This is a genomic window from Archangium gephyra (assembly GCF_049060025.1).
Taxonomy (GTDB): Bacteria; Myxococcota; Myxococcia; order Myxococcales; family Myxococcaceae; genus Archangium; species Archangium gephyra_A.
Genome location: NZ_JBMEQQ010000002.1, coordinates 4,528,374 through 4,544,336, shown reverse-complemented (window position 1 = coordinate 4,544,336; position 15,963 = coordinate 4,528,374). Strand labels below are relative to the sequence as shown.

13 protein-coding genes, 1 pseudogene and 1 riboswitch are annotated in these 15,963 nt (G+C 68.5%); of the genes and pseudogenes, 6 read left to right on the top strand and 8 right to left on the bottom strand.

Going from position 1 to position 15,963, the window contains the following annotated elements; all coding sequences use genetic code 11:
• Positions 1 to 21: 21 nt before the first annotated feature.
• The 3 genes from ACN28I_RS19775 to ACN28I_RS19765 form a co-directional block, all read right to left on the bottom strand.
• Positions 22 to 399 carry a response regulator gene (locus tag ACN28I_RS19775; RefSeq protein WP_043414414.1) on the bottom strand — a complete coding sequence of 126 codons (378 nt, stop codon included), beginning with the start codon at positions 397 to 399 and terminating at the stop codon, positions 22 to 24.
• A 96-nt stretch (positions 400 to 495) separates the two neighbouring features.
• Entirely contained in the window at positions 496 to 1,440 is a 945-nt protein-coding gene (locus ACN28I_RS19770; protein ID WP_420943531.1) for an amidohydrolase family protein, read from the bottom strand.
• A 13-nt stretch (positions 1,441 to 1,453) separates the two neighbouring features.
• A complete protein-coding gene (locus ACN28I_RS19765) occupies positions 1,454 to 1,687 on the bottom strand; it encodes a hypothetical protein (protein WP_420943530.1) in 234 nt (77 codons plus the stop codon).
• Between the two features lie 376 nt (positions 1,688 to 2,063).
• Here ACN28I_RS19765 and ACN28I_RS19760 point away from each other — a divergent pair, with 376 nt between their 5' ends.
• Entirely contained in the window at positions 2,064 to 2,333 is a 270-nt protein-coding gene (locus ACN28I_RS19760; RefSeq protein ID WP_420943529.1) for a hypothetical protein, read from the top strand.
• On the opposite strand, the gene ACN28I_RS19755 is transcribed toward ACN28I_RS19760, so the two are convergent.
• Positions 2,330 to 3,112 carry a TatD family hydrolase gene (locus ACN28I_RS19755; protein WP_420943528.1) on the bottom strand — a complete coding sequence of 261 codons (783 nt, stop codon included), beginning with the start codon at positions 3,110 to 3,112 and terminating at the stop codon, positions 2,330 to 2,332. The genes ACN28I_RS19760 and ACN28I_RS19755 overlap by 4 nt on opposite strands.
• 20 nt (positions 3,113 to 3,132) lie before the next feature.
• Positions 3,133 to 4,863: a gamma-glutamyltransferase gene (ggt, locus tag ACN28I_RS19750; protein WP_420943527.1), complete on the bottom strand. Its 1,731-nt coding sequence runs from the start codon at positions 4,861 to 4,863 to the stop codon at positions 3,133 to 3,135.
• Between the two features lie 93 nt (positions 4,864 to 4,956).
• Here ggt and ACN28I_RS19745 point away from each other — a divergent pair, with 93 nt between their 5' ends.
• From ACN28I_RS19745 to glmS, 3 genes and pseudogenes are all read left to right on the top strand, one after another.
• Complete coding sequence (locus ACN28I_RS19745) at positions 4,957 to 5,289, top strand: hypothetical protein (protein WP_420943526.1); 333 nt, start codon at positions 4,957 to 4,959, stop codon at positions 5,287 to 5,289.
• Between the two features lie 34 nt (positions 5,290 to 5,323).
• Positions 5,324 to 6,762 (top strand): annotated as a pseudogene (gene glmU / locus ACN28I_RS19740) (bifunctional UDP-N-acetylglucosamine diphosphorylase/glucosamine-1-phosphate N-acetyltransferase GlmU).
• A 108-nt stretch (positions 6,763 to 6,870) separates the two neighbouring features.
• Positions 6,871 to 8,706, top strand: coding sequence for a glutamine--fructose-6-phosphate transaminase (isomerizing) (gene glmS, locus ACN28I_RS19735; RefSeq protein WP_420943525.1), 1,836 nt, complete (start codon positions 6,871 to 6,873; stop codon positions 8,704 to 8,706).
• A gap of 243 nt (positions 8,707 to 8,949) precedes the next feature.
• Here glmS and ACN28I_RS19730 read toward each other — a convergent pair whose 3' ends face one another.
• The 3 genes from ACN28I_RS19730 to ACN28I_RS19720 all read right to left on the bottom strand — a co-directional run bounded on the left by ACN28I_RS19730 (position 8,950) and on the right by ACN28I_RS19720 (position 13,770).
• Entirely contained in the window at positions 8,950 to 9,930 is a 981-nt protein-coding gene (locus tag ACN28I_RS19730; protein WP_420948672.1) for a ribonucleotide-diphosphate reductase subunit beta, read from the bottom strand.
• Positions 9,931 to 10,001: 71 nt separating this feature from the next.
• On the bottom strand, positions 10,002 to 12,371 hold the full coding sequence (locus ACN28I_RS19725) for a ribonucleoside-diphosphate reductase subunit alpha (protein ID WP_420948671.1): 2,370 nt from the start codon (positions 12,369 to 12,371) through the stop codon (positions 10,002 to 10,004).
• Positions 12,372 to 12,578: 207 nt separating this feature from the next.
• Positions 12,579 to 12,758, bottom strand: a riboswitch (cobalamin riboswitch).
• 43 nt (positions 12,759 to 12,801) lie between these two features.
• Positions 12,802 to 13,770: a serine/threonine-protein kinase gene (locus ACN28I_RS19720; protein WP_420943524.1), complete on the bottom strand. Its 969-nt coding sequence runs from the start codon at positions 13,768 to 13,770 to the stop codon at positions 12,802 to 12,804.
• A gap of 215 nt (positions 13,771 to 13,985) precedes the next feature.
• Between ACN28I_RS19720 and ACN28I_RS19715 the strand changes: the two genes are divergently transcribed.
• Both ACN28I_RS19715 and recA read left to right on the top strand, forming a co-directional pair.
• Positions 13,986 to 14,744 (top strand): hypothetical protein, encoded by a 759-nt coding sequence (locus ACN28I_RS19715; protein ID WP_420943523.1) that lies wholly within the window; start codon positions 13,986 to 13,988, stop codon positions 14,742 to 14,744.
• A 109-nt stretch (positions 14,745 to 14,853) separates the two neighbouring features.
• Entirely contained in the window at positions 14,854 to 15,945 is a 1,092-nt protein-coding gene (recA, locus tag ACN28I_RS19710) for a recombinase RecA (protein WP_420943522.1), read from the top strand.
• Positions 15,946 to 15,963: the final 18 nt, after the last annotated feature.

Below are 15,963 nucleotides of genomic sequence, written 5' to 3'. Positions count from 1 at the left end.
GCGTGGGGGAGGCCGTGCTGCTCAGTGCACCATGGCCACTTCGGGCGGGCCGATGATGCGCTGCACCGTCATCCGCACCTTGTCCAGGTCCACCGGCTTGGAGATGTAGCCGGCGGCGCCCACCAGCTCCGCCTCCCACTCGAAGCCGTAGCCCGAGATGATGATGATCGGCAGCCCGCGCGCCCGCGGCATCTTCTTGAGGGCGTCCAGCAGGCCCCAGCCGCTCATCACCGGCATGCGCAGGTCCAACAGCACCGCCTGGGGAATCTCTCCCTCCAGGGTGTCGAGGGCCTCTCGGCCGTTGCCGGCCTGCTCCGTGCGATAGCCCATCTCCTCTAGGGCATCGCAGATGAGCGTGCGGTGGCTCGCGTCGTCGTCGACGACCAGGATGTAGGACATGGCGGGGCCTCGGTGCTTATTCCGGCAGGGAAGGCAGATTCTATGGGGGGCAACATGCGAATGGCTTCCCGGTTCCGGAAGGGGTGTGCCCGGTTTTCAACATCCCTCGAAAAGTTGGAGGGCATTCCCCCCCAGGATGCCTGCCTCGGCCTCGTCCCCGAGCTTGAGGGCCAACAACTGCTTGAGCTCGCGGTCCCAGGCGTACGGCAGGTTGGGAAAGTCCGTGCCGTAGAGAATGCGCTCGGGGCGGACTTCCAGCAAGCGGCGGGGCACCGGAATGGGGAAATAACCGGCCACTGCCATGGTGGTGTCCAGCCAGAGGTGGTCGTACCGCTCGAGGAGCCGCTCGTACGCGTCGAACTCGTCCGCGCCCAGGTGGGGGATGCACAGCTTGAGGCCGGGGTGGTCCTTCAGCACGCGCTCCACGCGCTCGGCGGAGCAGAGGGCGTGCACGTCGCACTTGTACTGGGGGCTGGCGGGCTCGCGGCCGGCGTGCATCACCAGCGGCCGCCCGGCCCGGGCACAGGCGGCATACACCTCGTGCAGCGCGGGCGCGTCCGGGGCGAAGCACTGCACGTGGCAGTGCAGTTTCACGCCCTTGAGGCCCGCCGCGAAGGCCTCGGCGAGAATGTCCGCCGCGCCCTCTTCGCCCGGCAGCACGGTGGCCAGCCCCAACACGCGCGGCTCGGCCCGGGCCACCTCGGCGACGTAGGAGTTGAGGAAGCGCGCCATGCCCGGCTTGTGGGCGTAGTGCAGCGCCACCACCCGGTGCACCCCCCGCGACAGCAGGAAGGACACCACCTGGGGCGTGTGCAGCTTGTAGCGGATGGGCCAGCCGTATTGGTCGAACCAGCGCCAGATGGCCTCGAAGACGCCGTCCGGGAAGAGGTGGACGTGGGCATCCACCACGGGGGGCAGCCCCTCGGGCAGCCGGGGCCCCTCCTCGTCATTCAGGGCTGGCAGGGGCAGAGGCGAGCTTCCAGACGCCAGCCAGCCGGAAGCGGCGCCCAGGCAGGCCGGGGACTCGTCGGAGGGGTCCATGCGCGCTGGAGGCCTACTCCTTCTTGCGCTCCGCGTCCCCCGGCTGCTGCTTGTCCAGCCGCTGCAGGTAGGCGTTGTTCGAGTAACCGGCGCGCTCCAGCCGCTGCGTCTCGATGAGATCGGCGACCTTGGTGCACACCTGGCTGAGCAGACGGAGCGACTCGGCCAGAATCTTCTCGGCCTGGTCCTGCGCGTCCGCGCGCTTGATGACGGTCCGGTCGCGGCGGAACAACTGGGTCAACTTCATCCCCCACAATCTAAGGGAAGGCGTGCCCGCTTGCCACCGGACTGACGGGCACCGCGCCGGTGCTGTTCGCCGCTCGGGGCTCCCTCCAGGGAGGGGCCGGGCTGATCCTCCCGCGCGCGAGTGTTGGCCTGTTGACGCATCCGGCCAACGCGGAGCGGCGGGCATCAACAACTTAACAGGCCAGCAAATTTACACGCTGGTCTCCGCTCGGCTGGGGAGGGGGGCCGCCGCGAGGGAAAGCGTCGGGTAAACGACCAATATCAGGGCCCTTTCACGAATTTTCAGCAGGGGGGGTGACGCGCGGAAAATTTGTGCTTACAGTGCAGCCATTCACTTCCCGACTTCCTGTCGAGACGGTCGAAAGGGGGAACTGCGCATGGCTTACGATGGCGAGCTTGTGAAGATGGCGAATGGCCGCTGGGCGCGGTTCCAGCGCTGCCAGGTGTACCGCCCCGGCGTCGAGGACGCGGGCGAGACGATGATGTTGATCGCCGTAGAGCTGGACGAGCGCTACCAGTTGTTGCTGGACGAAGTGGCGGACTCGCTGGCGCAGTACCGGCATCGGGGCATTCCGGTGCAGGCCAGGCTGGACGAGGCGCAGCGGCTGACGCTGCACCCGGAGTCGGAGTCCAGCTCGCTTCACTAACGAGGCCGGTAGAAGCGCGCGGCGTTGTCGAAAGCCACGCGCTTCACCACTCGTTCCGACAGCTTCGCCTTGGCCAGCAGGTTGGCCACACGCGCGAGCCCGAGAATGTCCCCGGCGCCATCGCCGGCATCCGAATTGAGCACCAGCCGTTCGCTGCCAAGCCGGCGCACCAGCGCCACGGCGCGTTCGGCCTTGAGTGCTTCGGGGTGCAGGGTCAGCCCCGCCCAATGCCCACAGCCGAGGATGTTGCGCACGGTGCGGCCGTTGGCGTGGTCCACCAGCACGCGCGAGGGCCGCACGCCGGACTCCCGGAGCAGGGTGAGGATGCGCCGGGTGTGGCGCTCCTTGTCGAGCACCGGGGTGTGCACCAGCACCTTCAGCTTGAGCTGGCGCGCGAGCGCGAGCTGCTCGAGGAAGGCCTCCTCCTCCTCGATGCCGCCCGAGTGCAGGCCCGTCTCGCCCAGGGCCACCACGCGTCCGCCCCGGAAGTAGTCGGGGAGGCTCGCGAGCACCTCGGACAGGCCGCGGCGGGGGATGCAGCGCGGGTGTACCCCCAGCGCGGCCCAGGCGCGGATGCCCAGCCGCTCCAGGCGGGGCAGTTGCTTCAGCACCAGGTCGTCGAAGTGCTTGCGCAGGGCCTTGGGGGTGGGCTCGGGCAGGTGGTGGGCGACCACCAGCGCCCGCTCCACCCCGAAGAAGCGCATGGACTCCAGGTCCTGGTCATTGAGGGCCTCCGGGTGGAGGTGCGCGTCGAAGAGTTGGAGGAGAGGGGTGGCCACGGTGTGCTCTGTCCTGTCTGTCAGTCCTGGCCGAGGGCGGCGCCCTCGTTGCGGGGATCGCTCGCCGCGTAGCGCAGGTTCGTCTTCGGATCGCTGTAGACGGCCTCGGCGTCGCCCCAGGCCTCCTGCTTGCGAATCTTGTGACCCTTGGCCTCCAGCGCGGCCTGCGTGGCGGCCTCCAGGCCGAAGCGGTCCACCCACAGCTCATCCGGCAGGTACTGGTGGTGCACCCGGCCCTGTCCCACCGCGCGCGCCACGTCCATCTTGTGGTCCACGATGTTGGAGATGACCTGGATGACGGTGGTGGGGATGGTGGAGCCGCCCGGGCTGCCCACCGCCAGCATCACCTTCCTGGGGTCCTCCTTGGAGAAGACGAGGGTGGGGGACATGGAGGACAGGGGCACCTTGCCCGGGGCGATGGCGTTGGCCTCGCCCGTCACCAGCCCGTAGGCGTTGGGCACGCCGGGCAGCGCGGCGAAGTCGTCCATCTCGTCGTTGAGGAGGATGCCGGTGCCCTTGGCCACCACGCACGAGCCGAAGGCGTAGTTCACCGTGGTGGTGAGGGCCACCGCGTTGCCGTTCTTGTCGATGACGGAGATGTGCGTGGTGTTCTTCTTCTCCGGCGCGCTGGAGGGGTCGTACCAGGTGCCGTCCTGCTTCTTCAGGGTGGAGCCGCTGGCGCCCTCCACCGGGGGCAGCAGCGAGGCGCTCGGCGTGGCCTTCTTCGGGTCGATGCTGCCCGCGAGGTCCGCGAGGTAGCCGGAGGAGGTGAGGCTCTCCATGGGAATCTTCACGAAGGCCGGGTCCCCCAGGTACTTCACCCGGTCCACGTACACGCGGCGCACCGCCTCGGCGTAGAGGTGGAGCGTCTCCGGCTCGCGGAAGTCCAGGCCCTGGGGGCGCAGCCGCTCCATCGCGCCGAGCACCTGCACCACCGCCAGTCCGCCCGCGCTCGGGGGCGGCATGGTGAGGATGCGGTGGCCGCGGTAGGTGCCCTCCAGCGGCGCATGGGCGCGCGTCTTGTAGGCCTTCAGGTCCTCGAGCGACAGCGTGCCGCCGCCCGCCTTCACCGTGTCCACCATCGCCTGGGCCAGGGGGCCCGAGTAGAAGGCCTTGGGGCCGCTCTTCGCGAGCGTCTGGAGCGTCCGGGCCAGCTCCGGCTGCTTCACGAGGTGGCCGATGGGCGGCACGTCCGGTTCGCCCTTCTCGTTCTTCGCCAGGAAGATGCGCGAGGCCTCCGGGTCCTGCCGCAGGCAGTCGCGCCGCAGGGTGGCCATCCCCTGGTACTTGGGCGACACCCAGAAGCCCTTGCGGGCGGCGTCGATGGCCGGCTGCAGCACCACCGCGCGCGGCAGCTTGCCGTGCTTCTCCAGCAGCTCCAGGTAGCCGGCCACCGCGCCGGGCACCGCCACGCTCGTCGCACCGTCCGTGGACAGCCCTGGCACCACCTGTCCGTCCTTCAGGTACATGTCGCGCGTGGCCCCCTTGGGCGCCACCTCGCGGAAGTCCAGCACCTGCGTCCCGCCCGTCTTCGCGTCATGCACCAGCGCGAAGCCACCGCCGCCAATGCCCGAGTGGTACGGCCCCACCACCGCCAGGGTGAAGGCCGCCGCCACCGCCGCGTCCACCGAGTTGCCGCCCTTCTCCAGCATCCGCAGCGCGGCCTCGCTCGCCATCGGGTGCGCCGTGGCCACCGCTCCGCCCCGGTAGGGCCGCGCCGCCCACGCGGGCCACGCCATTAACAGTGCCATCAGTGCCACTGCCCACCCGTTCTGGTGAGTCCGCATCTTTACCGTCTCCACGTGAAAAGCCTCCGTCCGGGCCCTCAACAGGCGCTTCCGCGAGTGCGTGTTCTGGAGTATCCCCGGCCGCCGCTCGGACCCGCCAACAAACGTTTCGACATCGAGAAGTGTCCGGCTGACACCAGCACGTCCGGCCTGGAGTTTGACCGGGGCACAGGGGAGGGCATCCTGTGCAGGACGGTTCGTCGCGCCGGGGGAAACATGAACGCCAACCTGACGACATTGAAGCCGACGTCGACCCCGCCGGATGCCGCGGTGACGACGGTGTTCCTCAAACCGACGTTCGGTATCACCGTGCAGAGCAACACGCTGTCCGTTTCCGTGAAGGCTCGTCCGGAGGGCATCCGCCCCACGCGCCCACCTGCTCGCGGTTGACGCGCCGCTTTCCCATCCCTAGTAATCGCCGCCTATGACAGCTCCTCTGGCGGCGGTGGTGTTGTGCGCGGGCAAGGGCACGCGGATGAAGTCGGAGAAGGCCAAGGTCCTTCACCCCATCCTCGGCAAGCCCATCTGTGCCTATCCCCTCATGCGAGCGCTGGAACTGGGCGCCTCTCCCGTGGTGCCGGTGGTGGGCCACCAGGCCGAGGAGGTGGAGCGCTCCATCCGCGCCCATTTCCCCACCGCCCCCCTGCGCTTCGCGCTCCAGAAGGACCAGCGCGGCACGGCGGACGCGGTGCGCTCGGCCGAAGCGGCGCTCAAGGACTTCAACGGGCGCGTGCTCATCCTCTACGGGGACGTGCCGCTGGTGCGCCGCGAGACGCTCGAGGCGCTCTCCGCCGCGCAGGACAAGAGCGGCGGCGTGCTCTCCCTGGTGTCCACCTCTCCGGCGGACCCCACCGGCTACGGCCGCGTCATCCGCGAGATGGGCAGGGTGGTGCGCATCGTCGAGCACAAGGACGCCACGCCCGAGCAGCGCCAGGTGCGTGAGTGCAACGCCGGCATCTACCTGGTGGAGTCCTCCTTCCTCTGGAAGGCGCTGGCCAACATCCGCAGCACCAACGCGCAGGGCGAGTTCTACCTGACGGACCTGGTGGAGATGGCCGCGGCCCAGGGCCCGGTGGGCTCCATCGACGCCGAGTTCGGCGAGACGGCCGGGGTGAACGACCGGGTGGAGCTGGCCGCGCGCGCCAAGGAGCCTCCAGGCGCGCATCAACACCTGGCACATGCGCAACGGCGTCACCCTGACGGACCCGGCCACCACCTACATCGAGGAGGGCGTGGCCATCGGCTCGGACACGGAGCTTCGCCCCCATGGTGACGATCTCCGGCGCCACGGTGGTTGGCCGCAACGTCACCATCGGACAGGGCAGCGTCCTGCATGCTTCCTCGGTGGCCGACGGGACGACCATCAAGCCCTACACCGTGCTCGAGGAGGCGCGGGTGGGGGAGCGCTGCATCCTCGGCCCGTTCTCCCGGTTGCGCCCCGGCACGGACCTCGCCGAGGAGGTGCACCTGGGCAACTTCGTGGAGACGAAGAAGGCCCGCCTCGGCCGCGGCTCCAAGGCCAACCACCTGGCCTACCTGGGCGACGCGAAGATCGGCTCCAAGGTCAACGTGGGCGCCGGCACCATCACCTGTAACTACGACGGGGTGAACAAGCACGTCACCGAGCTGGGGGATGGCGTCTTCATCGGCTCGGACACCCAGCTCGTGGCCCCTGTGAAGGTCGGGGACGGTGCGTATGTCGGTGCGGGCACCACGGTGACGAAAGATGTGCCCTCCGGCAGCCTCGCTGTGTCCCGCACGCCACAGGTCAACATGGAAGGCTGGGTGGAGAGGAAGAAGGCTCGGATGGCCAAGTCCGCGGAAGCAGGCCCTTCCAAGTCGGACAAGGCCTCCGCGGGGTAGTCGGCCCGCGTTTTGCTTGTCGTCAGGGTGACAGGTGTCGCCCGATGTGGGTGGAAATACCCCCCGAATTTGCCATCGGGGGGTCGGGCGTGAGAGAGGACGGACAACATGTGCGGCATTGTTGGGTACGTTGGGGATAAGGAGTCGGCTCCCATCCTGGTGTCCGGGCTGAAGAAGCTCGAGTACCGGGGGTATGACTCCGCGGGCGTGGCGGTGGTGAACCGCAACGTCCTGAACGTGGTGCGGGCCACGGGCAAGCTGAAGAACCTGGAGAACCGCGTCCAGACTGACGTGCCCCAGGGCACCATCGGCATCGGCCACACGCGCTGGGCGACGCATGGGCGTCCCTCGGACGAGAACGCCCACCCGCACACCTACGGTGATGTGGCGGTGGTGCACAACGGCATCATCGAGAACCACCTGGCCCTCAAGGAGGAGCTGCGTGCCAGGGGGCACCACTTCTCCTCCGAGACGGACTCCGAGGTCTTCGCCCACCTCATCTCCGATGAGCTCAAGAGCGGCCTGGATCTGCCCGCGGCGGTGCGCGCGGCCATCTCCCACGTGAAGGGCACCTACGCCCTGGCGGTGGTGACGGCCAGCGACCCGAACCGGATCGTCTGCACCAAGGACTCCTCTCCCATGGTGCTCGGCCTGGGCCAGGGGCAGAACTTCGTGGCCAGTGACGTGCCGGCGCTGCTCGAGCACACGCGCGACTTCGTCTACATGGAGGAGGGTGACATGGCCGTCATCACCGCCTCCCACGTGGACATCTTCAACCGCTCGGGCACCAAGGTGAACCGGCCCACCCGCCGCATCGACTGGACGCCGATGATGGCGGAGAAGGGCGGCCACAAGCACTTCATGCACAAGGAGATCCTGGAGCAGCCTCGCGCGGTGGCGGACACGCTGCGCGGCCGCATGCTCCTCTCCGAGGGCGACGTGCACTTCGAGGGCTGGAACCTGAGCCCGGAGAAGGTGCGGGCGATCACCAAGGTGACCATCCTGGCGTGCGGCACCTCGTGGCACTCGGGCATCGCGGGCAAGGCGATGATCGAGTCCCTGGCGCGCATCCCGGTGGAGGTGGAGCTGGCCAGTGAGTTCCGCTACCGCGATCCCATCGTGGAGTCCTCGCACCTGGCCATCGCCATCAGCCAGTCGGGCGAGACGGCGGACACGCTGGCGGCCTTCAAGGAGGCCAAGGCGCGCGGCGCCACGTCGCTCGCGCTGTGCAACGTCATCGGCAGCGCCATGACGCGTGAGGCGGACATCACCATCCTCACCAACGCGGGCCCTGAGATTGGCGTGGCCTCCACCAAGGCCTTCACCACGCAGCTCGTGGGGCTCTACCTGCTGGCGGTGAAGCTCGGCCGCATGCGTGGCACGCTCACCGTCAAGGCGGCGCAGGATCACCTGACCGCGCTGACCGAGATGCCCAAGATGATCGAGGAGGTGCTCAAGTGCGAGCCCTCGGTCAAGCGCGTGGCGCGTGAGTTCATGGGCGCCCAGGACTTCCTCTTCCTCGGTCGCGGCCCCATGCACCCGGTGGCGCTCGAGGGCGCGCTCAAGCTCAAGGAGATCTCCTACATCCACGCCGAGGGCTACGCCGGCGGCGAGATGAAGCACGGTCCCATCGCGCTCATCGACGAGAAGATGCCGGTGGTGGTGATCGCGCCCAAGCAGCCGCACGTGGCCTACGAGAAGATCATCGGCAACATCGAGGAGGTGCGGGCGCGCGGCGGCAAGGTCATCGCGATCATCGACGAGGATGACGCGCACGTGGCCTCGCTGGCGGATCACGTCATCCGCATCCCCGCCGCCAGCGCGCTGCTCGCGCCGGTGGTGGCCACCATTCCCCTGCAGCTGCTCGCCTACCACGTGGCGGACATGCGCGGGAACGACGTGGATCAGCCGCGCAACCTCGCCAAGAGCGTGACGGTCGAGTAGTCCGGCCCGGATCGGTTCGCCGATCCAGCCCGCCCGGGGATGCCTCTTCGCGAGGCCCCCGGGCGTTTTCATTGATGTCCCCTCTCCCCTCGGGAGAGGGTCAGGGTGAGGGTGCCCGAGTCCGTTCTTCAACCCGTGGCCCGAAGTGGGGACAGGGGGTTCAACCCGGGTGCACCCGATACCCTCACCCCGTCCCTCTCCCGAGGGGAGAGGGGAAATGGGTCAGCGCATGTTCTCAGGGGATTAGAAGGCCTCGTCGAAGGAGACCTCTCCGACGACGCCGACCTGGTACGCCGAGACGCGGCGCTCGAAGAAGTTCGCCAGCTCCTGCACGTCCTGCAGGTCCATGAAGCCGAACGGGTTCTTCGCGCCGTAGCGCTTCGGCAGGTCCAGCATCACCAGCCGCTGATCGGCGACGAACTCCAGGTACTGCCGCATCTCGTTCACCGAGAGGCCCGCCACACCGAGCCCCAGCAGATCCTCGGCGAACTGAAGCTCGCACTGCACCGCGTCGTCGAGCATGGCGGCGACCTCCCGCTCCATCTCCGCGTCGAAGAGGCCGGGCTCCTCGCGGCGCACCGTCTTCACCACCTCGAAGGCGAAGGCCATGTGCGCGCTCTCGTCGCGGAAGACCCAGTTCGTCCCCGCGGCCAGCCCGTGCAGCAGTCCGCGCGAGCGCAGGAAGTACACGTAGGCGAAGGCCGCGAAGAAGAAGAGCCCCTCGATGCAGGCCGCGAAGCAGATGAGGTTCAGCAGGAACTTGCGCCGCTGCTCCCGCGTCTCCAGCCGCTCGAGCTCACCGATGGAGTCCATCCACTTGAAGCAGAACTCCGCCTTCTTGCGGATGCTCGGGATGGTGTCGATCGCCGCGAAGGCCTTGGCCCGCTCGGCCGGGTCCGGCACATACGTGTCGAGCAGCGTGAGGTAGAACTGCACGTGCAGCGCCTCCTCGTAGAGCTGCCGCGACAGGTACATGCGCGCCTCGGGCGCGTTCACGTGCTTGTAGAGGTTCAGCACGAGGTTGTTCGACACGATGGAGTCGCCCGTCGCGAAGAAGGCCACCAGGCGCTGGATGAGGTGGCGATCCGCCGCCGTCATCTTCGAGCGCAGGTCCCCCACGTCCGTCGAGAAGTCCACCTCCTCCACCGTCCAGGTGTTCTTGATGGCGTTGCGGTACATCTCGAAGAAGACGGGGTACTGCATCGGCCGGAGCGTGAGGTTCATGCCCGGGTCGAGCAGGCGCGCCCCCGTCTTCGGCGCCGCGTGCGAGGTCTTGTTGGACGTCGTGAAGGCAATCACTGGCAGGCCTCGCAGGCTTCGGGGTTCTCCAGGGAGCAGGCCACTGCCTGCTCGTCGGTGGGCTTCGACTCGGGGGCGGGAGCGGGAGCGGCGGTGGTCTTCGCGATGCGCGTGGCCGGCCGCGAGCGCAGGTAGTAGGTCGTCTTCAGCCCCTTCTTCCACGCGTGCATGTACATGGAGCTGAGCTGGCCGATGTTCGGCGACTCCATGAACAGGTTGAGCGACTGGCTCTGGTCGATGAAGGCACCCCGGTCCGCCGCCATGTCGATGAGCGAGCGCATCGGCAGCTCCCACGCCGTGCGGTAGATGGCCCGCACGGTGGCGGGAATCTCCTCGAGCGGCTGGATGGAGCCCTCCGCGAGCTTGATGCGGGCCCGCATCTCCTCGTTCCACATCCCGAGTCCCTTCAGCTCCTCGACGAGGTAGCGGTTGACCTGGAGGAAGTCCCCCGAGAGCGTCTCGCGCTTGAAGAGGTTGGACACCTGCGGCTCGATGCACTCGTAGCAGCCCGCGATGGACGCGATGGTCGCCGTCGGGGCGATGGCGATGAGCAGCGAGTTGCGCAGGCCCACCTGCTTCACGCGGGCGCGCAGCGTGTCCCAGCGCGCCGTGTCCTCGGGCACGACGTTCCACGCGTCGAACTGGAGCTCACCCCGGGCCGCCCGCGTCTCGGAGAAGGACGGGTGTGCCCCGCGCTCGGCCGCCAGGTCCGCCGAGGCCGAGAGGGCGTGGAAGTAGATGTCCTCTGAGATCTTCCGCGAGACGGCCCGCGCCTCGGCGCTGTCGAAGGGCAGGCGCATCTGGAAGAACACGTCCTGCAGGCCCATGACGCCCAGACCCACCGGGCGCCAGCGCAGGTTCGAGCGCTTCGCCGAGTCGATGGGGTAGTAGTTCAGGTCGATCACCCGATCCAACTGCCGCACCGCCGTCCGCACCGTCCGCGCGAGCTTCTCCCAGTCGAAGGACACCCGGCCGTTCTCGTCCACCGACGTATGCCGCGAGAGGTTGATGGAGCCGAGGTTGCACACGGCCGTCTCGTCCCTCGACGTCACCTCCAGGATCTCCGTGCAGAGATTCGACAGGTGCACGACGCGGCCCGGCAGCGCCGTCTGGTTGCAGGCCCGGTTGGACTTGTCCTTGAACGTCATCCAGCCGTTCCCGGTCTGCGCCAGCGTCCTCATCATGCGCGCGTAGAGCTCGCGCGCCTTCATCGTCCGCGCCGCCAGTCCCTGCTGCTCCGCCTGCGCGTAGGCGCGCTCGAACTCCTCGCCGTAGAGGTCCGTGAGGTGGGGCACCCCCTTCGGGTCGAAGAGGGACCAGTTCCCATCGGCCTCGACGCGCTTCATGAAGAGGTCGGGAATCCAGTTGGCGAGGTTCAGGTTGTGCGTGCGCCGCGCCTCGTCGCCGGTGTTGTCACGCAGCTCGAGGAACTCCTCCAGGTCCGCGTGCCACGTCTCCAGGTACACGCAGGCGGCGCCCTTGCGCTTCCCGCCCTGGTTCACCGCCGCCACCGAGGCATCCAGCGTCTTCAGCCACGGGACGATGCCGTTGCTGTGCCCGTTCGTGCTCCCGATGAGCGAGCCGCGCGAGCGCACCCGGTGGTACGCGAGGCCGATGCCTCCCGAGAACTTCGAGAGCATCGCGACGTCGGTGTAGCGCTGGTAGATGCTCTCCAGCTCGTCCCCGGGCGAGTCGAGCAGGAAGCACGACGAGAGCTGCTCGTGGCACGTGCCGGAGTTGAAGAGGGTGGGGAAGCTCGGCACGTACTCGAGCATCGAGAAGAGCCGGTAGAGCTCCAGGGCCTCGGGCACCGACTCTCCGAGCGCCACCGCGATGCGCATGAAGAAGTGCTGCGGCGTCTCCAGCACCTCGCGCGTCGTCGGGTGCTTGAGCAGATAGCGGTCATAGACCGTCCGCAGCCCGAAGTACTCGAAGAGCCGGTTGCGCGAGGGATCGATGGTGTCGTTCAGCTTGCGGGCATTCGTCGAGACCATCCGGGCGATGCGCTCGTTCACGAGGCCCAGCCGGTGGCCCGCGGCGATCGACTGCGAGAAGGAGTGGATCTCCTGCCCCGAGACTTCCTTGTCGATGTACGTGGCGAGCAGCCGCGCGGCGAGCTTCGCGTACTCGGGCTCCTCCAGCGTCAGCGAGGCCGCGGTCTGGATGGAGAGCTGATCCAGCTCCTGCGTCGAGGCGCCGTCATAGAGACCGGCGATCGTCTTGGTCGCCACGCGGATGGCATCGACCTGGTGCAGCCCATCGCAACAGCGGCTGATGGCCCGGACGATCTTGTTCAGGTCCGCGCCCTCGAGCGCCCCGTTGCGCTTGCGCACCCTCATGGTGGTGGGGGTCGTCTGGGCGGCCATGGGCGGCGAACCCTGCTCGCGTCCCGTGCCGTGGCTTCTGTTCAGCATTCTCCTCCTCCTCCATTCGCGACCGTGTGGGGCGACTGGAGCACCACGGGAGGAGAGGGGACGGGCCGGACGTCGTGGGGAGAGCCCGTGACGCACGGAACCTCCCGCCTCCCCACGAGGCGTCCAGGTCGATCCACCCCTGGATTTCTCCCCGGGGGCAGGTGCTGGCAGGTCTTCGGGCTCGCGAGCCCCCGGCTCATCGCCGGCTCCTACTACCGCCCCCTTCCCAGCCTCGCGGCCAGTGGTGTGGACGGGTTCGTTCTCGCTTACCGCTGCGGGGGCAGCTCCGGATTCACACCGGATTCCCTTTCAAGCCAGAGCCGAAGCTCGGGCACCAGCGACGCGCGCCACCGTAAGGGCGGTGTCCCATGGTGTCAAAGGATCAGCCCTGCCGGGGGTTGCCCTTCTCGCGCTCCCAGAGGGCGAGAGAGAGCGCCTGCTGCAGACCCGCCTGCACCTCGCGCGGGCCGAAGGGCTGGCCCGTGTCCAACGCCCATGCCAGCAGTGCTCCCGCGAACTCACCCGCGGTGCGGTAGCGCTGGTTCACATCCGGTGCCAGGGCCTTGCGCACCACCGCCGCCAGCCGCTTGTCCAGCGTGTCCGGCAGGTTCAGCTTCGCCGCCCGGATGGCCGCCATCACCAGCTCGGGATCATCGCTGCCGCGCTCGAAGGGGTGGAAGCCCAACACCAGCTCGTGCAGGACGATGCCCACCGAGAAGAGATCCGAGGCCAGCGTCACCGTGTCCCCGCGCGTCTGCTCCGGCGACAGGTAGTGCAGCTTGCCCGCCGTCACCCCGTCCTCCGGGCCCAGGTCCAACCCGCGCGCCTTGGCCACGCCGAAGTCGCCGAGCTTCACCTCGCACTGCCCGGAGAAGAAGATGTTGGAGGGGTTCACGTCCCCGTGGACGAGCTCCAGCGGCCGGCCGCTGCGCGTGCGCGCCTGGTGGAAGTAGGCAAGGGCCCGCAGCACCTCGATGCACACGTGGGCGCCCGCCGCCAACGGGATGCGCTTCCCCTGCCGCTGGTGCGCCTGGAGCATCCCCTCCAGGTCTCCGCCCACCAGGAACTCCATGGCGATGAAGTAGCGCCCGAAGGCCTCGCCAATCTCCAGCCGGCTCACCAGGTTGGGGTGCTCCAGCAGGCCCATCAGATCCGCCTCGTCGGCGAAGGCCTCGGCGGTGACGTCCTTGCGCATCAACTTCAGCGCCACCTTGAAGGGCGTTCCCTTCTCGTCCTTCGCCTCCGCGAGGAACACCTCCGCCATTCCCCCCGAGCCCAGGCGCGAACGGAGCACGTAGCGCCCGAAACGGCGCGAGGGGATTTCCACGGTCTTCGAGGGGGAGGGCTGCACGCCCGCCAGCCTACTCTTCCTTGTAGTTGCGAGGCCCTTTCGCGCCCAAGCGTACCGTGAAGGTGGGGAGAATGCCTACATGCCTCCCGGGAGGGCGGGGGCGCTGTCTTCCGGGTGCCACCGGGCGGCTCCGGCGTCGGCTGGAGGAAGCTCCGGGGGAGGGGAGGGCCCGGAAGCTTTGAAGGCGGTGGGCGCCGGTCATTAGAGTCCCGGCCGTGTCCGACACCACCCACACCCGTCCGCCCGGCTCCGGTCCCCGTCAGGGGGAGCCGGGGGAAGAGGGGCGCACGGAGCTGCCCTCGCTGGCCCCCTGGGAGGCGCCGATCATCCCCGACGTCCCCGAGGCGACGCCGGGACAGGTGCGCGCCCTCGTCGAGGAGGCACGGGTGGCGGCCAGCGACGCCGAGCGCGCCCGGGTGGCCGGGGAGCTGAACCAGCAGCTCGACGCGCTGGCGGCCGGAGGGGGCTCGCGGGAGGTGGCGGACCTGCTCCACCAGCTCCTGGAGAGCGGCCGGCTGGCGGGGCTGGCGGACGCGGGGGGCCGCTCGTGCCGGGCCGCGGCCACCGAGGCGCTGACGCGGCTCGGCTTTCCCTACGCGCTGGAGGTCCGCCCGGAGGACCTGGCCTTCCTGCGCGGCCAGGACGAGGCCCAGGGCTTCCCCTGGGTGCCCACGGCGGCCGGGGCGCTCCTGGTGGCGGGCATCGTCGCGGAGTGGGCGGGCCCCCTCCTCCAAGGGGTGAGCCGGGAGGGGCCGCTGGTGCCCCTCGTCCTCCTCATGGGACTGTCGCTGATGGCCCTGGTGCCGGGGGTGTTGGGCCCTGAACGCTCGGCGTCACAGCGGGCGGGCCTGTTGGGCCTGCTCGTCCTGTCACTCCTTCAGCTATACCTGGGCGTCTTCGGCGGTTACTACGGGACCCTCAGCGGAGGAGCTGGACTGTTGGCCTGGCTGCTCCTCATGCTGCCTCGGCGCTGAACGCCGTGGGTCATGTCAGAGGGATGGACTAGGGTTATCCCTACGCGATACTAAACGCGAGTTCAGGTGGGCCGGGGTGGCTCGCCGCATACGCAAGGAGCAAGACGAAATGGCCGTGAATCCAGAGAAGGAGAAGGCGATCGAATTGGCGATGTCCGCGGTGGAGCGCCAGTTCGGTAAGGGGTCGATCATGCGGCTCGGCAACGAGGAGCCGCTGGTCCGGGATGTTCAGGCCATTTCGACGGGAAGCGTCTCGCTCGACATCGCGCTGGGCGTTGGCGGCGTGCCCAAGGGCCGCATCGTCGAGATCTACGGGCCGGAGTCTTCCGGTAAGACGACCCTCTGCCTCCACATCGTGGCCGAGGCGCAGAAGCGCGGCGGCGTGGCCGGCTACATCGACGCCGAGCACGCGCTGGACATCGGCTACGCGCGCAAGCTGGGCGTGCGCACCGATGACCTGCTGCTGAGCCAGCCGGACACGGGTGAGCAGGCGCTGGAAATCGCCGAGATGCTGGTGCGCTCGGGCGCCATCGACGTGCTGGTGGTGGACTCGGTGGCGGCGCTCGTTCCCAAGGCCGAGCTCGAGGGCGAGATGGGCGATGCGCACATGGGTGTGCAGGCCCGCCTCATGAGCCAGGCGCTGCGCAAGCTGACGGGTACCATCAGCAAGAGCCAGACGTGCGTCATCTTCATCAACCAGATCCGCATGAAGATTGGCGTGATGTTCGGCAACCCCGAGACGACGACGGGCGGTAACGCGCTGAAGTTCTACGCGTCGCAGCGCCTGGACATCCGCCGCGTGGGCGCCATCAAGAATGGCGACAACGTGGTGGGCAGCCGCACCCGCGTGAAGGTGGTGAAGAACAAGGTGGCGCCTCCGTTCAAGGAGGTCGAGTTCGACATCATGTACGGCACGGGTATCTCGAAGGAGGGCGACCTCATCGATCTGGCGTCCAACGACGGCATCATCGAGAAGAGCGGAAGCTGGTTCTCCTTCAAGGGCGAGCGCATCGGCCAGGGCCGTGAGAACGCGAAGGACTACCTGCGCGACCACCCCGAGGTGCGCGTGGAGGTGGAGCGGCAGGTGATGGAGAAGTACGGCATCGGCAAGCCGGCCCTGGCCGCCGTCCCGGCTCCCACCGAGGAGGCTCCCGCCGAGGGCCACACCGAGAAGCGCCAGCGCGTGAAGGCCGCGAAGTAGTCCGGGCCTTTCCCGCAT

Bases quoted from the DNA above. Each gene is read 5' to 3' on its own strand.
- glmS (WP_420943525.1), top strand. From the start codon at position 6,871: ATGTGCGGCATTGTTGGGTACGTTGGGGATAAGGAGTCGGCTCCCATC.
- ggt (WP_420943527.1), bottom strand. From the start codon at position 4,863: ATGGCACTGTTAATGGCGTGGCCCGCGTGGGCGGCGCGGCCCTACCGG.
- recA (WP_420943522.1), top strand. From the start codon at position 14,854: ATGGCCGTGAATCCAGAGAAGGAGAAGGCGATCGAATTGGCGATGTCC.
- ACN28I_RS19775 (WP_043414414.1), bottom strand. From the start codon at position 399: ATGTCCTACATCCTGGTCGTCGACGACGACGCGAGCCACCGCACGCTC.
- ACN28I_RS19725 (WP_420948671.1), bottom strand. From the start codon at position 12,371: ATGGCCGCCCAGACGACCCCCACCACCATGAGGGTGCGCAAGCGCAAC.
- ACN28I_RS19760 (WP_420943529.1), top strand. From the start codon at position 2,064: ATGGCTTACGATGGCGAGCTTGTGAAGATGGCGAATGGCCGCTGGGCG.
- ACN28I_RS19765 (WP_420943530.1), bottom strand. From the start codon at position 1,687: ATGAAGTTGACCCAGTTGTTCCGCCGCGACCGGACCGTCATCAAGCGC.
- ACN28I_RS19770 (WP_420943531.1), bottom strand. From the start codon at position 1,440: ATGGACCCCTCCGACGAGTCCCCGGCCTGCCTGGGCGCCGCTTCCGGC.
- ACN28I_RS19730 (WP_420948672.1), bottom strand. From the start codon at position 9,930: ATGAACCTCACGCTCCGGCCGATGCAGTACCCCGTCTTCTTCGAGATG.